This window comes from Cyanobium sp. ATX 6E8 (assembly GCF_024346335.1).
In the GTDB taxonomy this organism is placed as follows: Bacteria; Cyanobacteriota; Cyanobacteriia; order PCC-6307; family Cyanobiaceae; genus Cyanobium_A.
This window is the reverse complement of record NZ_JAGQCT010000019.1, coordinates 25,303-42,383: the sequence shown is the minus strand read 5'-3', so window position 1 is coordinate 42,383 and position 17,081 is coordinate 25,303. Positions and strand designations below refer to the sequence as shown.

The 17,081-nt window shown below is 65.0% G+C and carries 19 protein-coding genes; 8 read left to right on the top strand and 11 right to left on the bottom strand.

Annotation, left to right across the window (positions count from 1 at the left end):
• The 3 genes from KBY70_RS12795 to KBY70_RS12790 all read left to right on the top strand — a co-directional run.
• Positions 1-389 (top strand): DDE-type integrase/transposase/recombinase (locus KBY70_RS12795; protein WP_254988752.1); only part of this gene is annotated, 389 nt, incomplete at its 5' end.
• A gap of 23 nt (positions 390-412) precedes the next feature.
• Complete coding sequence (locus tag KBY70_RS14600; protein ID WP_409996066.1) at positions 413-550, top strand: integrase core domain-containing protein; 138 nt, start codon at positions 413-415, stop codon at positions 548-550.
• 289 nt (positions 551-839) lie between these two features.
• On the top strand, positions 840-1,397 hold the full coding sequence (locus KBY70_RS12790; RefSeq protein ID WP_254988751.1) for an AraC family transcriptional regulator: 558 nt from the start codon (positions 840-842) through the stop codon (positions 1,395-1,397).
• A gap of 24 nt (positions 1,398-1,421) precedes the next feature.
• Here the strand turns inward: KBY70_RS12790 and KBY70_RS12785 are convergent, their stop codons facing one another.
• The 5 genes from KBY70_RS12785 to KBY70_RS12760 all read right to left on the bottom strand — a co-directional run bounded on the left by KBY70_RS12785 (position 1,422) and on the right by KBY70_RS12760 (position 5,853).
• The gene (locus KBY70_RS12785; protein WP_254988750.1) at positions 1,422-2,168 is read right to left on the bottom strand and encodes a hypothetical protein; all 747 of its coding nucleotides are present in this window, start codon (positions 2,166-2,168) and stop codon (positions 1,422-1,424) included.
• Entirely contained in the window at positions 2,168-3,577 is a 1,410-nt protein-coding gene (gene dnaB / locus KBY70_RS12780; RefSeq protein WP_254988749.1) for a replicative DNA helicase, read from the bottom strand. Before dnaB ends, KBY70_RS12785 begins: the two co-directional genes overlap by 1 nt.
• Before the next feature lie 144 nt (positions 3,578-3,721).
• Positions 3,722-4,180, bottom strand: a complete 459-nt coding sequence (gene rplI / locus KBY70_RS12775) for a 50S ribosomal protein L9 (RefSeq protein ID WP_254988748.1) — start codon at positions 4,178-4,180, stop codon at positions 3,722-3,724.
• A 440-nt stretch (positions 4,181-4,620) separates the two neighbouring features.
• A complete protein-coding gene (locus tag KBY70_RS12765) occupies positions 4,621-4,830 on the bottom strand; it encodes a type II toxin-antitoxin system HicB family antitoxin (protein ID WP_094561266.1) in 210 nt (69 codons plus the stop codon).
• 36 nt (positions 4,831-4,866) lie between these two features.
• The gene (locus KBY70_RS12760; protein ID WP_254988746.1) at positions 4,867-5,853 is read right to left on the bottom strand and encodes an acyl-CoA desaturase; all 987 of its coding nucleotides are present in this window, start codon (positions 5,851-5,853) and stop codon (positions 4,867-4,869) included.
• Positions 5,854-5,907: 54 nt separating this feature from the next.
• Between KBY70_RS12760 and KBY70_RS12755 the strand changes: the two genes are divergently transcribed.
• Positions 5,908-6,732: a hypothetical protein gene (locus tag KBY70_RS12755; protein WP_094561264.1), complete on the top strand. Its 825-nt coding sequence runs from the start codon at positions 5,908-5,910 to the stop codon at positions 6,730-6,732.
• On the opposite strand, the gene KBY70_RS12750 is transcribed toward KBY70_RS12755, so the two are convergent.
• A complete protein-coding gene (locus tag KBY70_RS12750; protein WP_369802053.1) occupies positions 6,717-7,583 on the bottom strand; it encodes an acyl-CoA desaturase in 867 nt (288 codons plus the stop codon). The genes KBY70_RS12755 and KBY70_RS12750 overlap by 16 nt on opposite strands.
• A gap of 246 nt (positions 7,584-7,829) precedes the next feature.
• On the opposite strand from KBY70_RS12750, the gene KBY70_RS12745 reads away from it, so the two are divergent.
• The 4 genes from KBY70_RS12745 (at position 7,830) to KBY70_RS12730 (ending at position 12,902) form a co-directional block, all read left to right on the top strand.
• A complete protein-coding gene (locus KBY70_RS12745; protein WP_094561263.1) occupies positions 7,830-9,104 on the top strand; it encodes an aminotransferase class I/II-fold pyridoxal phosphate-dependent enzyme in 1,275 nt (424 codons plus the stop codon).
• Positions 9,105-9,213: 109 nt separating this feature from the next.
• A complete protein-coding gene (gene gcvH / locus KBY70_RS12740; protein WP_094561262.1) occupies positions 9,214-9,603 on the top strand; it encodes a glycine cleavage system protein GcvH in 390 nt (129 codons plus the stop codon).
• The gene (gene gcvP, locus KBY70_RS12735; protein ID WP_254988745.1) at positions 9,603-12,581 is read left to right on the top strand and encodes an aminomethyl-transferring glycine dehydrogenase; all 2,979 of its coding nucleotides are present in this window, start codon (positions 9,603-9,605) and stop codon (positions 12,579-12,581) included. Before gcvH ends, gcvP begins: the two co-directional genes overlap by 1 nt.
• Positions 12,582-12,689: 108 nt before the next feature.
• Positions 12,690-12,902, top strand: a complete 213-nt coding sequence (locus KBY70_RS12730; RefSeq protein ID WP_094561260.1) for a hypothetical protein — start codon at positions 12,690-12,692, stop codon at positions 12,900-12,902.
• A gap of 14 nt (positions 12,903-12,916) precedes the next feature.
• On the opposite strand, the gene KBY70_RS12725 is transcribed toward KBY70_RS12730, so the two are convergent.
• The 5 genes from KBY70_RS12725 to KBY70_RS12700 form a co-directional block, all read right to left on the bottom strand.
• Positions 12,917-13,138, bottom strand: a complete 222-nt coding sequence (locus KBY70_RS12725; protein ID WP_254988744.1) for a hypothetical protein — start codon at positions 13,136-13,138, stop codon at positions 12,917-12,919.
• A 225-nt stretch (positions 13,139-13,363) separates the two neighbouring features.
• Positions 13,364-14,077, bottom strand: a complete 714-nt coding sequence (locus tag KBY70_RS14420; protein WP_261356135.1) for a rubrerythrin family protein — start codon at positions 14,075-14,077, stop codon at positions 13,364-13,366.
• Between the two features lie 76 nt (positions 14,078-14,153).
• Positions 14,154-14,855: an ATP-binding cassette domain-containing protein gene (locus tag KBY70_RS12710; protein ID WP_254988743.1), complete on the bottom strand. Its 702-nt coding sequence runs from the start codon at positions 14,853-14,855 to the stop codon at positions 14,154-14,156.
• Positions 14,855-16,018: an ABC transporter permease DevC gene (devC, locus tag KBY70_RS12705; RefSeq protein WP_254988742.1), complete on the bottom strand. Its 1,164-nt coding sequence runs from the start codon at positions 16,016-16,018 to the stop codon at positions 14,855-14,857. The genes KBY70_RS12710 and devC overlap by 1 nt, the downstream gene beginning before the upstream one ends.
• Positions 16,015-17,007 carry an efflux RND transporter periplasmic adaptor subunit gene (locus KBY70_RS12700; protein WP_254988741.1) on the bottom strand — a complete coding sequence of 331 codons (993 nt, stop codon included), beginning with the start codon at positions 17,005-17,007 and terminating at the stop codon, positions 16,015-16,017. The genes devC and KBY70_RS12700 overlap by 4 nt, the downstream gene beginning before the upstream one ends.
• Positions 17,008-17,081 lie beyond the last annotated feature (74 nt).

Below are 17,081 nucleotides of genomic sequence, written 5' to 3'. Positions count from 1 at the left end.
CAAGGCCCACAGACGGATCCAGAGATCTCCTGAGGGCCGAATACCCGCACCACGTGTGGGCGATCGACTTCCAGTTCGACCAGACGATGGATGGCCGCACGCTCAAGTTCCTGAACGTGATCGACGAGTACAGCCGTGTCTGCCTGGCGATTCGGGTGGGCCGCCGCTGTCAGGCTGTGGATGTGATCGACACGATCGAGGAGCTGCTCAAGCTGTATCCACCGCCCACCCACCTGCGGATGGACAATGGACCTGAGTTCATTGCCCATGCCCTGCAGGAGTGGTGCACAGGCAGTGGTATGGGAACGGCGTATATCCCGCCGGGCTCACCCTGGGAGAACCCATTTGTGGAGTCGTTCAACGGCCGATTTAGGGACGAGTTCCTGTAGGCGAAGCCGGCCGGAGGCCATACATCGAACTGTTCACCACGGTGCAGGAAGCCAGGCTGTTGGCAGGACAGCACCGAATCGAGTACAACGTCTACAGACCGCATTCGGCTCTCCAGGGGCGTACGCCCCTGGAAGTCCTCCAGCAATGGAAAGCGGCTTGATCACCCCATCAGCTCTCATAAGAACTGGACCAGTAAAGGGGGTCACGTCAGCTGAGGCGGTGGAGCAGTCCACCTTCATGCTCCCCTATCAGGATTGCGTTGGGGCCTACAGCATCGAGGGCAAGCCCTACAGCAACTCCTACGGCGCAAACATCCTGCACATCCCGCCTGTGGGCTGGCAGCTGCAGTCGCAGTCGCCCTTGTTGGCGGGGCTCTCCCTGTTGGTTCCGGCCCCCCTGCTGCTGAGAACGGCCAGCGTCATGGGTGAGGTCGTGTGCCGCAGACATCGTTGGCGTCGGCTCTGCAGATCACCGCGCCTCTTTGCACCAGCGATCGCCACGGTGGCCCCATCCTCAACGGCCTTTATCGCTTCTTCGGGTTTGTGGAATCGGTGCTGCAGATGCAGCCGACGGTGCCGGAGATCCTGCGACTCGATGATCTGCTCGTGCGGCAGTTGTTGTTGCTGATGCTGCCGGGCCTGGGGGAGGCGCTGGTGGTGCCCGCGGCGCGCTCCTTGGGGCAGGAGTCGTGGTTTGAGCAATTGCTTGAGTGGATTGATGCCAACTGCCTCCGTGCTCTCGGCTTGAGCGAACTGGAGGAGCGCAGCCGCTACAGCCGGCGCGCCCTGCAATACGCCTTCAACAAGCGTTTTGGCTGCGGGCCGATGCAATGGGTGAGGCGCAGGCGGCTCACCAAGGCCCGGCAGACGCTGCTGGAGGCCCCTCCCGGCACCACGGTTCAGCAGGTGAGCCTGGCTTGCGGCTACATCAATTTTTCCAGTTTCAGCCGGGATTACCGCCAGGAGTTTGGCTGTGCGCCCTCGGTGGATTTGCGGCGGCTGGCTTGAGCCAGGTGCTCAGCCCAGCAGGCCTCAACACCAGTGGGCGTGGATGTCGTCGGCCAGGTAGCTCCAGAGATCTGGTCGGAAGGGGTGCTTGAGCACTGTCTGCGATGGATGGCGCCAAGGGCTCAGCACCTCGTGGGGGCGCGGTCGCCCGTGAAACTTGAGCACGCACGCGGCTAGATGGGCCTGTTCCGCGGTGCTGGGATCGTGACGGGCTTTCTTGCGTAGCTCCCGGTAGGAAGCCACAAGGCCCTCGGGCCAGAAGCCGATTGTTTCAGGGCAGTGTTGTTGCAGCACTCGGTAGATGAAGTTCTGGTTCGGGCCAGGGGTTCCGTGATTTTCGCCCTCCAGATACGACTGCCACACGCGTGCAGTGGCGGCTCCGGGACGCAGGTGCATCAGGCAGGAGTTGAGGGTTGGGTAGTTCCAGTCACGTACGCCGATTACGTCAAATTTGCTGGTGGAAGCGAAGTGCAGAAGTGGCTCAAGGCTGGAGCGCACCACCAGCGTGATGTCGAAATAGAGGAAGGGTGTTGTGCCGGTGAGGTCTGGATTGAAAAGCTGGATCTTGCTGCAGAACCCCTTGAGGCCCCGTTCTTCAAGGCGGCAATGTGGCAATCCGAGATTCGCAACAGCTGGCTGGGTCGCCGCGTCGCAAAGCACGGTGAGATGATGATCCGCTGGCATGTGGCGCGTCAGCATGCGCTGAAGCCGCTCGACGTAGATCGGCCGATAGGTATGACCGCTGAATACGGTGAATACGGGGATGGTCATTACGCAGCCAGATTGCGGAACCGGGTGAACTGGGGCTCAAACAGCAGTTTCACGGTGCCCACCGGTCCGTTGCGGTGCTTGGTCACGATCACTTCGGTGATGCCCCGGTCGGCGGTTTCGGGGTTGTAGTACTCGTCGCGGTAGATCATCAGCACCAGGTCGGCGTCCTGCTCGATCGACCCCGATTCGCGTAGATCGCTCAGCATAGGTCGCTTGTTGGTGCGCGATTCGACGCCGCGGCTCAGCTGGGATAGGGCGATCACCGGCACGTTGAGCTCGCGGGCCATGCCCTTGAGGCCCCGGGTGATGCGCGAGAGCTCCTGCACCCGGTTGTCGGGGGTGGAGCCCTCCATCAGCTGCAGGTAGTCGATCACGATCAGGCCCAGCTCCTTGCCGGTTTCGGCCATCAGCCGGCGGCAGAGCGAGCGCATCTCCAGCACGCCGGAGTTGGGTTTGTCGTCGAGGAACAGGGGAAGTTGGCCGAGGCTGTTGATGCCCTGGCCCAGCAGGGGCCATTCCTCCTGTTGCAACCGGCCGGTGCGCAGCCGGCCGCTCTCGATCCCCACCTCCATCGACAGCAGGCGATAGGTGAGCTGCTCCTTGCTCATCTCCAGCGAGAACACGCACACCGGCAGGGCGTGGATCTGGGCGACGTTCTTGGCGATGTTGAGCACGATCGAGGTTTTGCCCATCGCCGGCCGGCCCGCCACGATGATCAGGTCGCTGCGCTGCAGTCCCTGGGTGATGGCATCGAGGTCGTAGAAGTTGCAGGGGATGCCAGCGACGGCGGTGCCCAGCGAGCGGCTCTCGATCTCGTTGAAGGTGCTGGTGAGGATCTCGGCGGTGGGGGTGAGACCCGTGCTGGGTTTCTCCTGGCTGATGGCGAAGATCTTCTGCTCGGCCTCATCGAGCACCTGCTCCATCGGCTTGCTCTGGTCGAAGCCCAGGGCGATCACCTCGTTGCCGGAGCGGATCAGCTGGCGCCGCAGAAACTTGTCCATCACCAGGCGGGCCACCTGGTCGATCGAGGCGGTGGAGGTGATCCGCTCCACGAGCTCCACCAGCCGGCCCTGGCCGCCCACTTTTTCGAGGGCGCCGGTGTCGGCCAACCAGGCGCACATGGCCGTCAGGTCTGTGGGCTTGCCCTGGCTGTGCAGCATCACCGCTGTGCGGTAGATCTCGCGGTGGGCGGAGAGGTAGAAGGCTTCCGGCTGCAGCACGTCGGCCACGCGGCCGATGGCATCGGGGTCGAGCAGGATTCCGCCCAGCACGGCCTCCTCGGCCTCCAGGTTCTGGGGGGGCACGGAGTCGGGCAGGGCCTCAAAGCGCGCCTCGGCATCGCCGTTGCGCCCGCCCTTGGGACTACCGGCGCGCTCGCGGCCGGGCGGGTTGAGGGGAACGCTCACCATCGGCTTTGGAGGGCAGGAACGCCGGGTTGTCCATCCTGCCGGGTTAGGCGTGGTTTGACCAGCGATTGGGCGCTGCCGCTGGGGTGTTCAGCAAAAAGCCACCCCACGGGTGGGGTGGCTCGGACGCCTAGGAGGCTGGGGGCGTTAGTGGCTGACCACTTCCAGGTTGATCTCGGCGGTGACTTCAGGGTGGAGCTTGACCTGCACCTTGTAGGCGCCGGTGCGGTGGATCTCCGGCACCAGGATGTCGCGGCGATCCACTTCTTTCTTGGTGGCGGCTTCGATGGCTTCGGCCACGTCGCCGTTGGTCACGGTGCCGAACAGCACGTCGTCGCCACCGGTTTGCTTCTTGACGGTGAAGCGGCCGATGGTGTCGAGGGCGGTGCGGAAGGCAACCGCTTCAGCTTTGAGGGCAGCCTGACGCTCCGCTTCCTTGGCCCGGCGGGCCTCCACCTGGCGCAGCACCGCGGCGGTGACGGGCACGGCCTTGCCGGTGGGCACCAGGAAGTTGCGGGCATAACCCGGGGCCACGTCCACCAGATCCCCGTCCTTACCCAGGCTGAGAACGTCTGCGTTGAGGACGACTTGAACGCGCTTGGCCATGGGATAACTGACGATTTAACGGGATGCGACCTCTCAGATTAGATCAGTGTGTGTGGCCCCCCTGTGCCGCCATCTCCCAGCGGTGCCCATGCCCGCTGATGACTGAGGCCGAATCGCTGCGCTGAACAAGCGCTACGCCGATCTCTCCGGCGCTACCGGCGTGAATCCTTCCGTCGTGTCCCCTTGAGCTGTGGGCCCTGGACCTTCAGCTGGAGTGGGGCCACTAGCGCATTAAAGGTGTTCGGGTTTCAGTCCAGTGTGTTTGGCAATCCTGGCGAGCATGCGAGGACCGATTTCCTCCCCATCGTGGAAGGCAAAAACGACGTCGGACTAGCCTTCACGGCACAAGGTTTGATGCGAACCGCTCTGGCGTTTGACCCTCCAGCCAAGGTTCATCAAGGCCGCCAAAACTCTCCTGGCTTTGACCGACGGCCACTGGCTCATGCCGCAGTTGGGACCACGATGCTGATGTCGCGAGGCACAGCTTCCCCATGCTCAAGTTGCTCGGCCAGGGCTCGCAGGGCGAGGGCTTCGGCTTTCGTCATTGCTTCATCTGCTGAGGCCCCGTAAGCGAGCGCGCCTGGCAGCTGAGCAACCTCAGCAAGCCAGCGGCCGTCTGCTTCCCTTTCGACCTCAAGCGTGAACTGCATGGGAATCACCCTTCATCCATGCATTCTATGAAGGTCTCAGCCCCTGCTTCCCGCTCTGGCGGCCGCAGCGGGCAGGCGCACCTGGTGAGCCAGGCCCAGGGCCCGCATCAGCCGGATGTGCTGCCAGGTGAGATCGATCTGTCGGCCGAAGCCGTGGCGGGCCGAATGGGGATAGGCGTGGTGGTTGTTGTGCCAGCCCTCGCCGAAGGTGAGCGCCGCCACCCAGGCGTTGTTGCGGGAGCCGTCGCCGCTGTCGTGGCTCACCTCACCCCAGAGGTGGGTGGCCGAATTCACCAGCCAGGTGCAGTGGTAGACGATCACCAGGCGCAAGGGGATGCCCCACAGCACCAGGCCCCAGCCGCCGGCACCCGTGGCGGTGCCGATCCAGAAGAGCAGGGCGGCCAGGGGGATCTGCAGCAGCAGGAAGTTGTTGTTCAGCCAGCGGTAGTAGGGATCCTTGGCCAGGTCGCCGGTGAGGCGGGGCACCGCCCCCATGGCGGGGATGGGGGCAAACATCCAGCCCATGTGGCTCCACCAGAAGCCCTTGAGGCTGGTGTGGTGATCCACGTCGGTATCAGAAAACTTGTGGTGGTGCCGGTGCAGGCCCACCCAGTCGATCGGGCCGTGCTGGCAGCTGAGGGCGCCGCAGGTGGCGAAGAAGCGCTCCAGCCACTGGGGCACGCGGAAGGCGCGGTGGCTGAGCAGCCGGTGGTAGCCGATGGTCACGCCCAGGCAGGCGGTGACCCAATAGAGCACCAGGAAGCTGGCCAGGGCCGGCACGCTCCAGAACTGGGGCAGCAGGGCCACCACCGCCAGCACGTGGATGACGGCCATGAAGCCGATGGTGACCCAGGGGGTGGTTTTCGACCCCTGGCTGCTGACGGCGTCGCGATGGCGCGGCCGGTGCAGGGCCTCGGCCCGCCTTTGCCCGCTGACGCCCTTATTGATGAGGGCAGGCTTGCGGGTGGCCAGGCGATAGGTGGCTGGCTTAACTGGTGCGGCTGGCTTAACTGGCGCGGCCATGCGGACCGACTCCGAACTGATCGCTACAATAGTAGCAATACGGATCCGTATCGCGTGGGATATCGGGAAGATCTCCTCTCCGGCAGGGTTGCGTTCGCCCATCTGATCAAGGTGTGGCACGAGCGCAACGGCTGGTCGCATCGGGTCTTGCCGGCCCTGGCGGAGGCCCTGGATCTGGGCCGGGTCCACAACTCCCAGCTGTCGATGTTGCGCAACGGCAAGTTGGCGTCCCCGGGGCCGGAGGTGTTCCTGGCGCTGGGCCGCATCAACCAGTTGCTCGCCGCTGAGGTGCGGGGGGGCACCCTGGGTGAAGGCCTGCGCCAGCGGCTGGCCGATAGCCCCGAACTGGTGCTGGCTCTGGAAACCTCGGCCCTTCCTGTTCAGGATGAGGGCGCTCCGGTGCTGGGCCCGGGCGAGCTGCTGGAGGTGTTTGTGGGGCTGCGCCAGCCGCCGGTGGCCTTCGACCTGCGCATTACCAGCGACGAGGCAGGGCCGTTGAGTGCGGCGCTGTCCCAGTTGTTCACGGCTGGTCAGCCCTGGCGCCTCTGCCGCGATCAACTGATGGCGGCCTATCCGGTGGAGAAGCGCCAGCGGCGGGAGCGTTTCGCCGAGGTGATGGCCGGCCAGCGAGATTTTTCGGCCGCCGAACTCGACAGCGAACTCCCCGATCTGCGCCGCACCCTGGCCCGGCTCGGGGCGACGGGTGAGGGAGATCTGGGGCCGGATCAGTTTCTGGAGTTGCTGCGCCAGCAGGCGCGGGCCATGGGCGTGGTGGGCGAGACCGGCCGCGGTCAGCTGGATCTGGCGGCGGCGATCCGGCAGCAGTTGCGCGATCCGGGCTGCAGCCTGTTGAGTGGCGGCCTTCAGGACGACCGGTAGCTGGCCACCCGCATCCGCTTGGCCCAGCCCAGAGCCCGCAGCAGCTTGATGTGCTGCCAGGTGATGTCGAATTCAAACCAGCGCAGGCCGTGGCGCGCCGAATGGGGGAAGGCGTGGTGGTTGTTGTGCCAGCCCTCGCCGAAGCTGAGGATCGCCACCCACCAGCAATTGCGGGAGCGGTCGGGGCAGTCGAAGTTGCGGTAGCCGCAGAAGTGGGTGGCGGAATTCACCAGCCAGGTGACGTGATACACGATCACAAGCCGCAGTGGGATCGCCCAGAGCACCAGGCCCAGGCCACCGCCGTGCACCTGGGCAGCGTTGCCATACCAGTAGAGGCCGGCGGCGAGGGGAAGCTGCAGCAGCAGAAACCAGCGGTCGAGCCAGCGGTAGAAGGGGTCGCGCTGCAGGTCGCCGGTGAGCCGCTGCACGTGCTGCAGGGCCGGAATCTCATGCAGCATCCAGGCGCTGTGGGCCCACCACAGGCCGCGGCCGGCGTCGTGGTGGTCGTTGGGTTGGTCGGAATACTTGTGGTGGTGGCGGTGCAGCCCCACCCACTCGATCGGGCCGCTCTGACAGGCCAGGGCTCCCATCAGCACCAGCAGGCGCTCCAGCCATTGGGGGGCGCTGAAGCTGCGGTGGGTCACCAGCCGGTGCAGGCCCAGGGTCACGCCCAGCACGGTCGTCCAATACAGAACGGCCAGCACCACCACGGCCTGCCAGCTCCAGAAGCGCGGCAGCAGGGCAAACACCGCCCCCACGTGCATCGCCAGCATGAAGCCGGTGGTGCCGGTCTTGAATTTGCGTTGCCGCGGCGGCAGGGGATCGCGTGCAGAAACCAGCGACGCACGGATGCGGAGCTCGTCCTGACTGCTGGGGGCTGCGGTGCTGGGGGCTTCGACCTTCAGAACCTGGGCATTCAGGCCTGGCGCTGCACCGTTGGTGTCACGGTTGTGGCGGGCCGGATCAGTACTCAGAACCAACGCATTCTCCGGGTGATGCATGCCCGGTAACGCCTTGGCAATGGCGCCGTGGGACAGCGGCGAGAAATCTAACTGCGCAGTGCCCGGCAACATGGAGCCTGGCCGCATGGCAAGGGGATGACCGACTGGGCTGCAGAACGGGTGGCCGCTGCGGTTGCTGCCACGGCCAGCGCCGCTGCCCGCCACACCGATGCCGTGCAGCCGCGGCTGGCCCGGGTGCTGGAGGCCTTCGCCGCCGAGCGGCTGGGGGTGCAGCACTTTGCGTCGGTGAGCGGCTACGGCCATGGCGACCAGGGCCGGGAGGTGTTGGATCGGGTGGCGGCCCGGGTGCTGCAGGCGGAAGCCGCGGCGGTGCGGCTCCAGTTCGTCAGCGGCACCCACGCCATCGCGGCGGCGCTGTTTGGTGTGCTGCGCCCCGGCGATCGCCTGCTGGCCCTCACCGGCCGCCCCTACGACACCCTTGAGGAAGTGATCGGCATCCGTGGCAGCGGCCAGGGATCCCTGGCGGAGTTCGGCATCACCTACGACGAACTGCCCCTCACCGCGGCGGGCCTTGTGGATGACGCCGGGCTCGAGGCGGCCCTGGCGCCGCCTACGCGCATGGTGCTGATTCAGCGCAGCTGCGGCTACAGCTGGCGGCCGTCGCTGTCGGTGGCGGAGATCGGCAGGCTGTGCGCCCGGGTCAAGGCGCTGCAGCCTGGCTGCGTGGTGTTTGTGGACAACTGCTATGGCGAGCTGGTCGAAGACCAGGAGCCCACGGCGGTGGGTGCCGATCTGATCGCCGGCTCTCTGATCAAAAATCTCGGCGGCACCATCGCCCCCACCGGCGGCTATGTGGCGGGCCGGGCTGAGCTGGTGGAGCAGGCCTGCTGCCGCCTCACCGCCCCGGGCATCGGTGGCGAGGGCGGCACCAGCTTCGACCTCAACCGCCTGTTGTTTCAGGGGCTGTTTCTGGCTCCTCAGATGGTGGCGGAGGCCCTGATCTGCAGTGAGCTGGTGGCCCAGGTGTTCAGCGATCTGGGCTATGCGGTGAACCCCCTGCCCGGTGCACCCCGCAGCGATGTGATCCAGGCGGTGCGGCTGGGCGATCCCGAGCGGCTCAAGGTGGTGTGTCGGGCCTTTCAGGCCGCCTCGCCGGTGGGCGCCTATCTCGATCCGGTGCCGGCGCCGATGCCTGGTTATGCCAGCGATCTGGTGATGGCCGGCGGCACCTTCATCGATGGCAGCACCAGCGAGTGGTCGGCCGATGCACCGCTGCGGGAGCCCTATGTGCTTTTCGCCCAGGGCGGCACCCACCGGGCCCATGCCCAGATCGCCCTGGACCGAGCCCTGCTGGCGCTTCACGGGGTTGGGCTGTTGGATGCACCAACCCTTCGCGAAAGGAGCGTCTGAATTCCGTACAACTTGTACGGAATTGGGGAGCGCTGTGCCAGTGGGTGCAGACCTCGCCGCGCTCGATCGCGCCAGGTCGGACAAACTGGGGCCACTTTCCGTTTCCGCGATGGCGCTCAGCTATCCCGACGATCGCCGCTACGCCGACAGCCACGAAACCGTGTGCCCCGAGGGGGGGCGGCTGCGGCTGGGCCTGAGTGCCTTTGCCATCGACCAGCTCGGCGACATCGTGTTTGTGGAGCTTCCCGAGGTGGGCGCCAGCCTGCAGCAGGGTGTCAGCTTCGGCAGTGTCGAGTCGGTGAAGGCCGTGGAGGATCTGCTGGCGCCGGTGAGCGGCGTTGTGGTGGCCCGCAATGAAGCGGTGTTGGCCAGTCCGGAGGAGTTGCAGAACGACCCCTACGGCGAGGGCTGGCTGCTGATGCTCGAGCCCAGTGATCCCGGCCAGCTCGATGGCTTGATGGATGCGGCCACCTACGCCGCTAAGCTGCAGGGAGCCTAATGGGAGGCACGCTGGACGCAGATCTGTCCTTTGTGGGGCGCCACATCGGCCCCAGTGCTGAGGAGCTGCGGCGGATGCTGGCGGAGCTGGGCGCCGCCAGCATCGAAGACCTCTCAGCCCAGGTGGTGCCCGCCGATCTGCTGCTCCCCCCCGAGGTGGCGTTGCAAGGGCTGCCGCAGCCCTGCAGTGAGGCCCAGGCCCTGGCGGAGCTGACGGCGATTGCCGGCGGCAACACTGTGCTGCGCTCCTTGATTGGCCAGGGCTACTACGCCACCGCCACGCCAGCGGTGATTCAGCGGCAGGTGTTCGAAAATCCCGCCTGGTACACCGCCTACACGCCCTACCAGGCCGAGATCGCCCAGGGGCGCCTCGAGGCCCTGCTCAATTTTCAAACCCTGATCAGCGAGCTCACCGGCTTGCCGATCGCCAACGCCTCCCTGCTGGATGAGGCCACGGCTGCTGCCGAAGCGATGGCGCTGGCGCTGGCGGTGGGACGCCGCAGCCAGGCGCGGCGCTTCTGGGTTGATGCCGAGGTGTTTCCTCAAACCCTGGCGGTGCTGCAAACCCGGGCCGAGCCACTAGGCCTCAGCCTGGAATTGGTGGCGGCCGAGGCCGTGGCCCAGCAGCTGGCTGCCGGTGCCGCTGCGGCCGATGTGGTTCCCGAGGATGTCTTTGGCCTGCTGATCCAGCTGCCGGGCCGGCGCGGTCGCCTCTGGGATCCCCAGCCCCTGTTGTGCGCCGCCGCAGAGCTGGGCGTGATCAGTGCGGTGGGGGTGGATCCCCTGGCCCAAGTGCTGCTGGCGCCGGTAGGCGAGCTGGGGGCCGACATCGCCATTGGCAGCACCCAGCGCCTGGGGGTGCCGGTGGGGTTTGGTGGGCCCCATGCCGCGTTCTTCGCCACCCGCGAGGCCTACAAGCGCCAGATCCCCGGACGGCTGGTGGGCCGCTCCGTGGATGCCGAGGGCCGGCCCGCTTTGCGGTTGGCGCTGCAAACCCGCGAGCAGCACATCCGCCGCGACAAAGCCACCAGCAACATCTGCACCGCCCAGGTGTTGCTGGCGGTGATGGCCGGTTTCTACGCCGTGCACCACGGCCCTGAGGGGTTGGAGGCGATCGCCCGCCGCATCCAGGGGCTGCGTCAGGCCCTGGCCGCCGGGCTGGAAGCCCTGGGGCTGCCGTTGCTGGCGGGTGCTGGCTTCGACACGCTGTGGCTGCCGGTGCCGCCAGCCCAGGCCGAGGCGCTGCTGGCGGGCGCCCTGGCGGCGGGCTTCAACCTGCACCAGGCCGAAGGCGGTGTGGGCATCAGCCTCGATGAATGCAGCAACGCTGAGGAGCTGGATCGGCTGCTCGCGGCGCTGGCCTTGGGCGACGGGGGCGCCGCGGCTCAGGCTCGGGTGGACCAGGCCCGGGAGCTGTGCAACAGCACGTTGCACAACCTTGAATGCGCAAACAGCCCTGCATCCGTCTCCGGCATCCCCCTCCGCCAGGGGGCCTGGCTGCAGCAGGAGCCCTTCCAGCGCTACCGCAGCGAAACCGAGCTTCTGCGCTACATCCAGCAGCTGGTGGCCCAGGATCTCTCCCTGGTGCACGGGATGATTCCCCTGGGCAGCTGCACCATGAAGCTCAATGCCGCCGCCGAGCTGGCGCCGGTGAGCTGGCCGGCCTTCAGCCAGCTGCACCCCCTGGCACCGTCTGATCAGACCGCCGGCTATCGGCACCTGGCGGCCGACCTGGAGCGCTGGCTCGCCGCGATCACCGGCTTTGCGGGTGTCTCGCTGCAGCCCAACGCCGGCTCCCAGGGGGAGTACGCCGGCCTGCTGGCGATCCGGGCCTGGCATCGCAGCCGCGGCGACGCCCATCGCACGGTGTGCCTGATCCCCACCAGCGCCCATGGCACCAACCCCGCCAGTGCGGTGATGGCCGGACTGCAGGTGGTGCCGGTGGCCTGCGATGACCAGGGCAACATTGATCTGGCCGACCTGGAGACCAAGGCCGAGGCCCACGCCGAGCGCCTGGCGGCGTTGATGGTCACCTATCCCTCCACCCATGGGGTGTTTGAGCCGGCCATCCGCCGCATCTGCGAGCTGGTGCACGCCCGCGGCGGTCAGGTGTATCTGGATGGCGCCAACCTCAACGCCCAGGTGGGCCTGTGCAAGCCCGGCCTCTACGGGGCTGATGTGTGCCACCTCAACCTGCACAAGACCTTCTGCATTCCCCATGGCGGCGGCGGCCCGGGGGTGGGGCCGATCGCGGTGGCGGAGCATCTGGTGCCCTTTCTGCCCGGAGCTTCAGGCCAGAGCGGGGCTGCGGTGGGTCCGGTGGCGGCGGCACCGCTGGGCAGCGCCAGCATCCTGCCGATCAGCTGGATGTACGTCCGCATGATGGGGGGTGCGGGGCTGCGCCAGGCCAGCCAGGTGGCGCTGCTGGCGGCCAACCTGATCGCCGATCGGCTCGAGCCCCACTTTCCGGTGCTCTACCGGGGTGTGGGGGGACGCGTCGCCCACGAGTGCATTCTCGATCTGCGGCCGCTCAAGCGCAGCTGTGGCCTGGAGGTCGACGACCTGGCCAAGCGCCTGATGGACTATGGCTTCCATGCCCCCACTGTGAGTTGGCCCGTGGCGGGCACGGTGATGGTGGAGCCCACCGAAAGTGAGTCGCTGGCTGAGCTCGATCGCTTCTGCGGGGCCATGGTGGCGATTCGACTGGAGGCGGCAGCGATCGAGGCCGGCGCCGCCGATCCCCTCAACAACCCTCTCAAGCGCGCCCCCCACACCGTGGCCGCCGTGACCGCCGATCACTGGGACCGGCCTTATACGCGCCAGCAGGCGGCGTTTCCCGCTGGAGACGCCCAACGGCAGCGCAAGTTTTGGCCGGCGGCGGCCCGGATTGACAACGCCTTTGGCGACCGCCATCTGGTGTGCACCTGCCCATCAGTTGAGGAACTGGCCCAAGCGGTGCCAACGGCCACTGTTCCGTGATCCCGTTGTGCCTCACACTGTGACAACTTGACGCGGAGTTGGCTGGCGGGGTTGCCAATTTCCGCTTTGCCAACACAATCAGCGCCAGCGCCATTCATTTTGGGGATCATGAAGGGCAGTAACGACGGTTTTGGACCCGGAGGCGACGCCGGTTCGGGCGGGGGCCAGACCCTGAGGGTTGAAGGCACCAACGTGGTGCGGGTTCCGTTCGGTGTGCGCCATGCCCGGCGTGTTCGCCCCCAGCGTCCGGACCACTGGGCCACGCTGGTGCTGCCCTTCCAGGGTCACAGTGACCCCACGCCCCCGCCCCAGGCTGCCTGACTCTGCTCTGGCGTTCAGGCCACGTCGCCCAGGCGCCAATCGATCAGGGCTTTGACATCCTCCAGGGAGCTGGCCGGCGTCCGGAAGGGAAGCACGGGCATGGGGCTGCGCTCCGGCCGCACCAACCAGGTGAGATCGGGCTGGGGAATCAGCACAAAGCCGCGATAGCGCACCGCCACTCTCGCCCCACGGGGGTGGTGACCGCTGGAGGTGCGGATCGTGGCTTGGCTGGTCATTCGGACGAATCGTGCTCCAGCCATTGGAGCGTCCTTGATGCGCAATCCCGGGTCTCTACCGATTGGTTTCCGTTTTGCCGTTACAGCTCGAAAGGGATCCGCTGTAGCCCCGCCAAGAGCTTGGTATGACTGACCCGGGCGGCGGCTTTCGTTAGGGGATTCAGATGTGACAAAGGGTTGTTTTAGTGTGCTGGGCTACAACAAGTGCAGCCCAGTTGTGCATTCTCAGGCCGCGAGGAGTTCCGGCTCGCGGTAGGGCACGAAGCTGGCCTTGCGGGCTCCACAGATCGGGCAGCGCCAGTCGTCGGGGATGGCCTCAAACGGCGTGCCCGGGGCCAGGCCGGAATCGGGATCGCCCACGGCCGGGTCGTAGATCATCGAGCAGAGCTTGCAGATCCACTTGCCCGCCACCGGCTCGGCCGCTTCGCCGGCCACACCCTTGCCCTGCAGAGCTTCCAGGGCGACGCCGTAGCGCTCGGCGTGATGCTGCTCGATCGGCTCCAGCAGGCCGAAGTTTTTGGCGGCTGTGCGGAAGATGCCGGCGTGCTGCTTCGATTCATCGATCTGCCCGTCGAATTCCGCCTCGGCGCCGGAGTCGCGGTCGGCCCGGGCCTGGGCGGCGAACTCCGGGTACATGGTGGTGTATTCGTAGGTTTCGCCCTCGATCGCCAGCTCCAGGCAGCGGCTCAGCAGGGCTTGCTTCTGCGCCTCTGAGAGGCTGGCGGGATCGTCGATCACCAGCTCGGGGTGGAGCAGCCGGAAGTGGGCGAAGGCGTGCTCGGTTTCCTGGGCGGCGGTGTCGCGAAACAGCTTGGCGAGCTCAGCGTTGCCGACCTGCTTGGCCACCTCCGCGAAGAACAGGTATTTGCGGTTGGCCATGCTCTCGCCGCCGAAGGCGGCCTCGAGGTTGGCGGCGGTGCTGGGCTTGGCGATGTCCATGGCACGGGAGGGCTGCTCAACCAGTATAGGCTAAGTCGGACTCGGTATGAGTTGGAGGCGTGCGTGGCTGTTGGGGTCAGTCTTCCACCAAGGCGCCGGCTTCTAGGGCCACGATGCGATCGGCAATATCCAGCACTTTGTTGTCGTGGGTCACCATCACAATTCCTGCTTGCTGCTCCTTTGCAAGGCGTTGGAACAGATCCACCACATCCCTGCCGGATTGGCGATCTAAGGCGGCGGTGGGTTCGTCGGCCAGCAACAACTTGGGCCCCGCTACCAAGGCCCGGGCAATGGCGACCCGTTGTTTTTGGCCGCCCGAAAGTTTTGCGGGGCCGTAGTGGAGGCGATGGCCCAGGCCCACTTGCTCGAGCCCTTGCTGGCAACGTGCATCCATGGCGGAGCGACCCTGCCGCAGCCAGTCCGGCAGCACCTCCAAGCCGAGCCGGACGTTTTGGAGGGCTGAGAGATAGGGCATCAGATTGTGGGCTTGAAAGATGAAGCCCACCTGGCGCCTCAACTGCGTGAGCTGTTGGCTTGACGCCTGCCTTAGCTCTTGGCCAAATATCTGCAAGCTGCCCTCTTGGGCTGCCCGTAGGGCTCCCACCATGGTTAGCAGGGTGGTTTTGCCTGAACCTGAGGGTCCAGTCAAGATCAAAATTTCCCCAGGATGCACGCTGAGGTTGATGTTGCGCAGCACCTGTTTGGGTCTGCCCGCCTCTTCAAACCAATGGTTTAGGCCTGCAATTTCCACGAGGGGTTTTTCCCCTGAGGTGGCCATCAAAAAACCTCGGCAGGATCAAGACGCCGCAGCTTCCCTGTGGCGAGCCATCCGGAGGCGCTGCACAGCACAAGGGTGAGGCAAAAAACAAACAGGGCCCGGCCAAGGGTCATGGCCACCAGGAGCCCTGTGGCACGCACCAGGACTTGATACAGCAGCATCGAAAGCAACACGCTGGGTAAGAAGGCCACGGTTGCCAGGAGCAGGGACTCTTGAAGAATGATCCCCACAACGAAGTTGTCGCCATAGCCGATGGCTTTCATGGTGGCGTACTCGCTGAGGTGATCACCCACGTCCGAGTAGAGAATCTGATAGACAATGATTGCCCCAACAGCTAGGCCAACAAGCACGCCCAGGTTGAAGATCAAGCCAAAGGAGGTATTGCGCTGCCAATGGCTCATTTCACGCTCTTTGAGCTGCTGGATCGTCAGCACCTGGAGTGAGGGATCCAAAAACCTGGAGATCGTTGCCTGGACCTGGGCTTCATTAGCGCCAGCACTGAGCTGGATCACGCCTAATTGGATGTCATCGTTGCTCTTTTCAGGGAAGTAGGTCTGAAAGTTGGCTGCAGACATGATCAGGTTGATGTCGGCGGCAAAGGTGAGTCCGAGTTTGAAGATCCCCACCACCTTGGCCTGTTGGCCACGCAATTCAGTCAGATAGCTGTTGCCTGTTGCCAGGGTCTGCACGACTGATCCAGCTGCTTTTTTTGATGCTGAATCGAAGAAGAGGGTGTTTGGCTGCTTGAGCAGTGCTTTGTTTTGTTGGAGGATAGGCAGCTTCAGAGCTGGATTCTCTGGGGTGACCCCAAAGACAAGTGCTTGCTTACTCTGACGGGTATCTCTGTTGAGCCAGTCGGCTTTACCGATATACAGAGGTGTGACACCAGCAACACCTTTAACCCCTCTGACCCGAACGAGTTGGGCCCTGGAGAAATTGAGGGGTTCGCCCAGGTTGGTGTATCGCTTCGGGACGAGGACCAGTTGGCCACTGATTTGATCGATGGGCCGTTTTTGGCTGTCGTAGAGCGAACCTGATAATCCGAGCTGGAAGAAGACCAGCACATTGGCGAAACTTACCCCAGCGATAGCGGCCAGAAGCCGGAGGGGGCGGTGGCTGAGTTGAAGCCATGCCACAGGTGTGCGACTGCCCAGCAGGTTCATAACTGCGTCGGCCTCATCTGTCGCTGCGCTGCTGTTAGGGGCGCGAACAGCACATTCACCTGCAGGTAATTGACCCGACTGGCTTTTGCAATCGCGTTTTCGGGAAGGGCGATCTTGACTTCGACAACCCGGCGGTCGACGTTTTCACCCGATTCCCCACTAAATACACTTTGGCGGCTGATCTGGCGGGAAATTTCTGTGACGCGTCCTCGGCCGGTCTTGCCTGGGAATCCATCGGCAGTGATGGTTGCCTCCTGGCCCAAACGTATTTCTGGTAGGTCCGTTTGATAAACCTCAGCGATCACCCCCATTTGTTTGGTGTTTCCCATCTCGACAAGCCCTGAGTCTCCAACTTTATCGCCGGCGCGCGCATTGATTTTAAAGATAGTGCCTGCATAGGGTGCCCGTATGGTGGCCTTGGCTAGTTCACTTCGGTCTTTCGCCAGGTTGGCCCGGCTTTCGACAAGTTCGGCATCCAGGGTTGCCCGATCAGCGATCGCCTGTTCGAGCTGGGCGCTGGCGCTCTCGGCTTCGGCTACTTTGGATTCCATTCTGTTCGCGCTGGTGGCCCCAGAAGCAAACAACTCACGGGCTCGGCGTGCTTCAGCCTCGGCCTGGCCCAGGTTTGCGCGGTAGCGCCGGATCACGCTTTCCTGGGCTGAGAGTTTGCGTTGGGCAACCTGCAGGGAAGCCTCGGATTTACGCACCGTTGCACTGAGGGGATCAATGCTTTCGAGGATGGCCAGAGGTTGCCCGGCCTCGACGCGATCCCCCTCTTGAATCAGAATTTCACGGACAGGATCGTTGATCAGCGAGCTTGGAACGGAGACCTTGCTGACGCCTTCGAGTGGCTCAATGCGCCCGATGGCGGAAATCTGTCTGGGCAGGAGCGCCGACTCAGATTGGGGCGGATTTTGGGAACCGTTACACCCTGCCAGAACTCCACCCACCAATAGGAGGGAGAGTGATAGCGACAAACGGCGACTCATCCATGCCCAAGGCAGTGATCGAAGTATGGCCGAGGATGGAGCAGGTTGCACTCAGCGAGGCCCAGGGGGAACTG

What these genes read in the sequence shown, in the direction of transcription:
- KBY70_RS12785 (WP_254988750.1), bottom strand. Translation starts at nt 2,168, where the DNA reads ATGACCATCCCCGTATTCACCGTATTCAGCGGTCATACCTATCGGCCG.
- dnaB (WP_254988749.1), bottom strand. Translation starts at nt 3,577, where the DNA reads ATGGTGAGCGTTCCCCTCAACCCGCCCGGCCGCGAGCGCGCCGGTAGT.
- rplI (WP_254988748.1), bottom strand. Translation starts at nt 4,180, where the DNA reads ATGGCCAAGCGCGTTCAAGTCGTCCTCAACGCAGACGTTCTCAGCCTG.
- KBY70_RS12765 (WP_094561266.1), bottom strand. Translation starts at nt 4,830, where the DNA reads ATGCAGTTCACGCTTGAGGTCGAAAGGGAAGCAGACGGCCGCTGGCTT.
- KBY70_RS12760 (WP_254988746.1), bottom strand. Translation starts at nt 5,853, where the DNA reads ATGGCCGCGCCAGTTAAGCCAGCCGCACCAGTTAAGCCAGCCACCTAT.
- KBY70_RS12745 (WP_094561263.1), top strand. Translation starts at nt 7,830, where the DNA reads ATGACCGACTGGGCTGCAGAACGGGTGGCCGCTGCGGTTGCTGCCACG.
- gcvH (WP_094561262.1), top strand. Translation starts at nt 9,214, where the DNA reads ATGGCGCTCAGCTATCCCGACGATCGCCGCTACGCCGACAGCCACGAA.
- gcvP (WP_254988745.1), top strand. Translation starts at nt 9,603, where the DNA reads ATGGGAGGCACGCTGGACGCAGATCTGTCCTTTGTGGGGCGCCACATC.
- KBY70_RS12730 (WP_094561260.1), top strand. Translation starts at nt 12,690, where the DNA reads ATGAAGGGCAGTAACGACGGTTTTGGACCCGGAGGCGACGCCGGTTCG.
- KBY70_RS12725 (WP_254988744.1), bottom strand. Translation starts at nt 13,138, where the DNA reads ATGACCAGCCAAGCCACGATCCGCACCTCCAGCGGTCACCACCCCCGT.
- KBY70_RS14420 (WP_261356135.1), bottom strand. Translation starts at nt 14,077, where the DNA reads ATGGACATCGCCAAGCCCAGCACCGCCGCCAACCTCGAGGCCGCCTTC.
- KBY70_RS12710 (WP_254988743.1), bottom strand. Translation starts at nt 14,855, where the DNA reads ATGGCCACCTCAGGGGAAAAACCCCTCGTGGAAATTGCAGGCCTAAAC.
- devC (WP_254988742.1), bottom strand. Translation starts at nt 16,018, where the DNA reads ATGAACCTGCTGGGCAGTCGCACACCTGTGGCATGGCTTCAACTCAGC.
- KBY70_RS12700 (WP_254988741.1), bottom strand. Translation starts at nt 17,007, where the DNA reads ATGAGTCGCCGTTTGTCGCTATCACTCTCCCTCCTATTGGTGGGTGGA.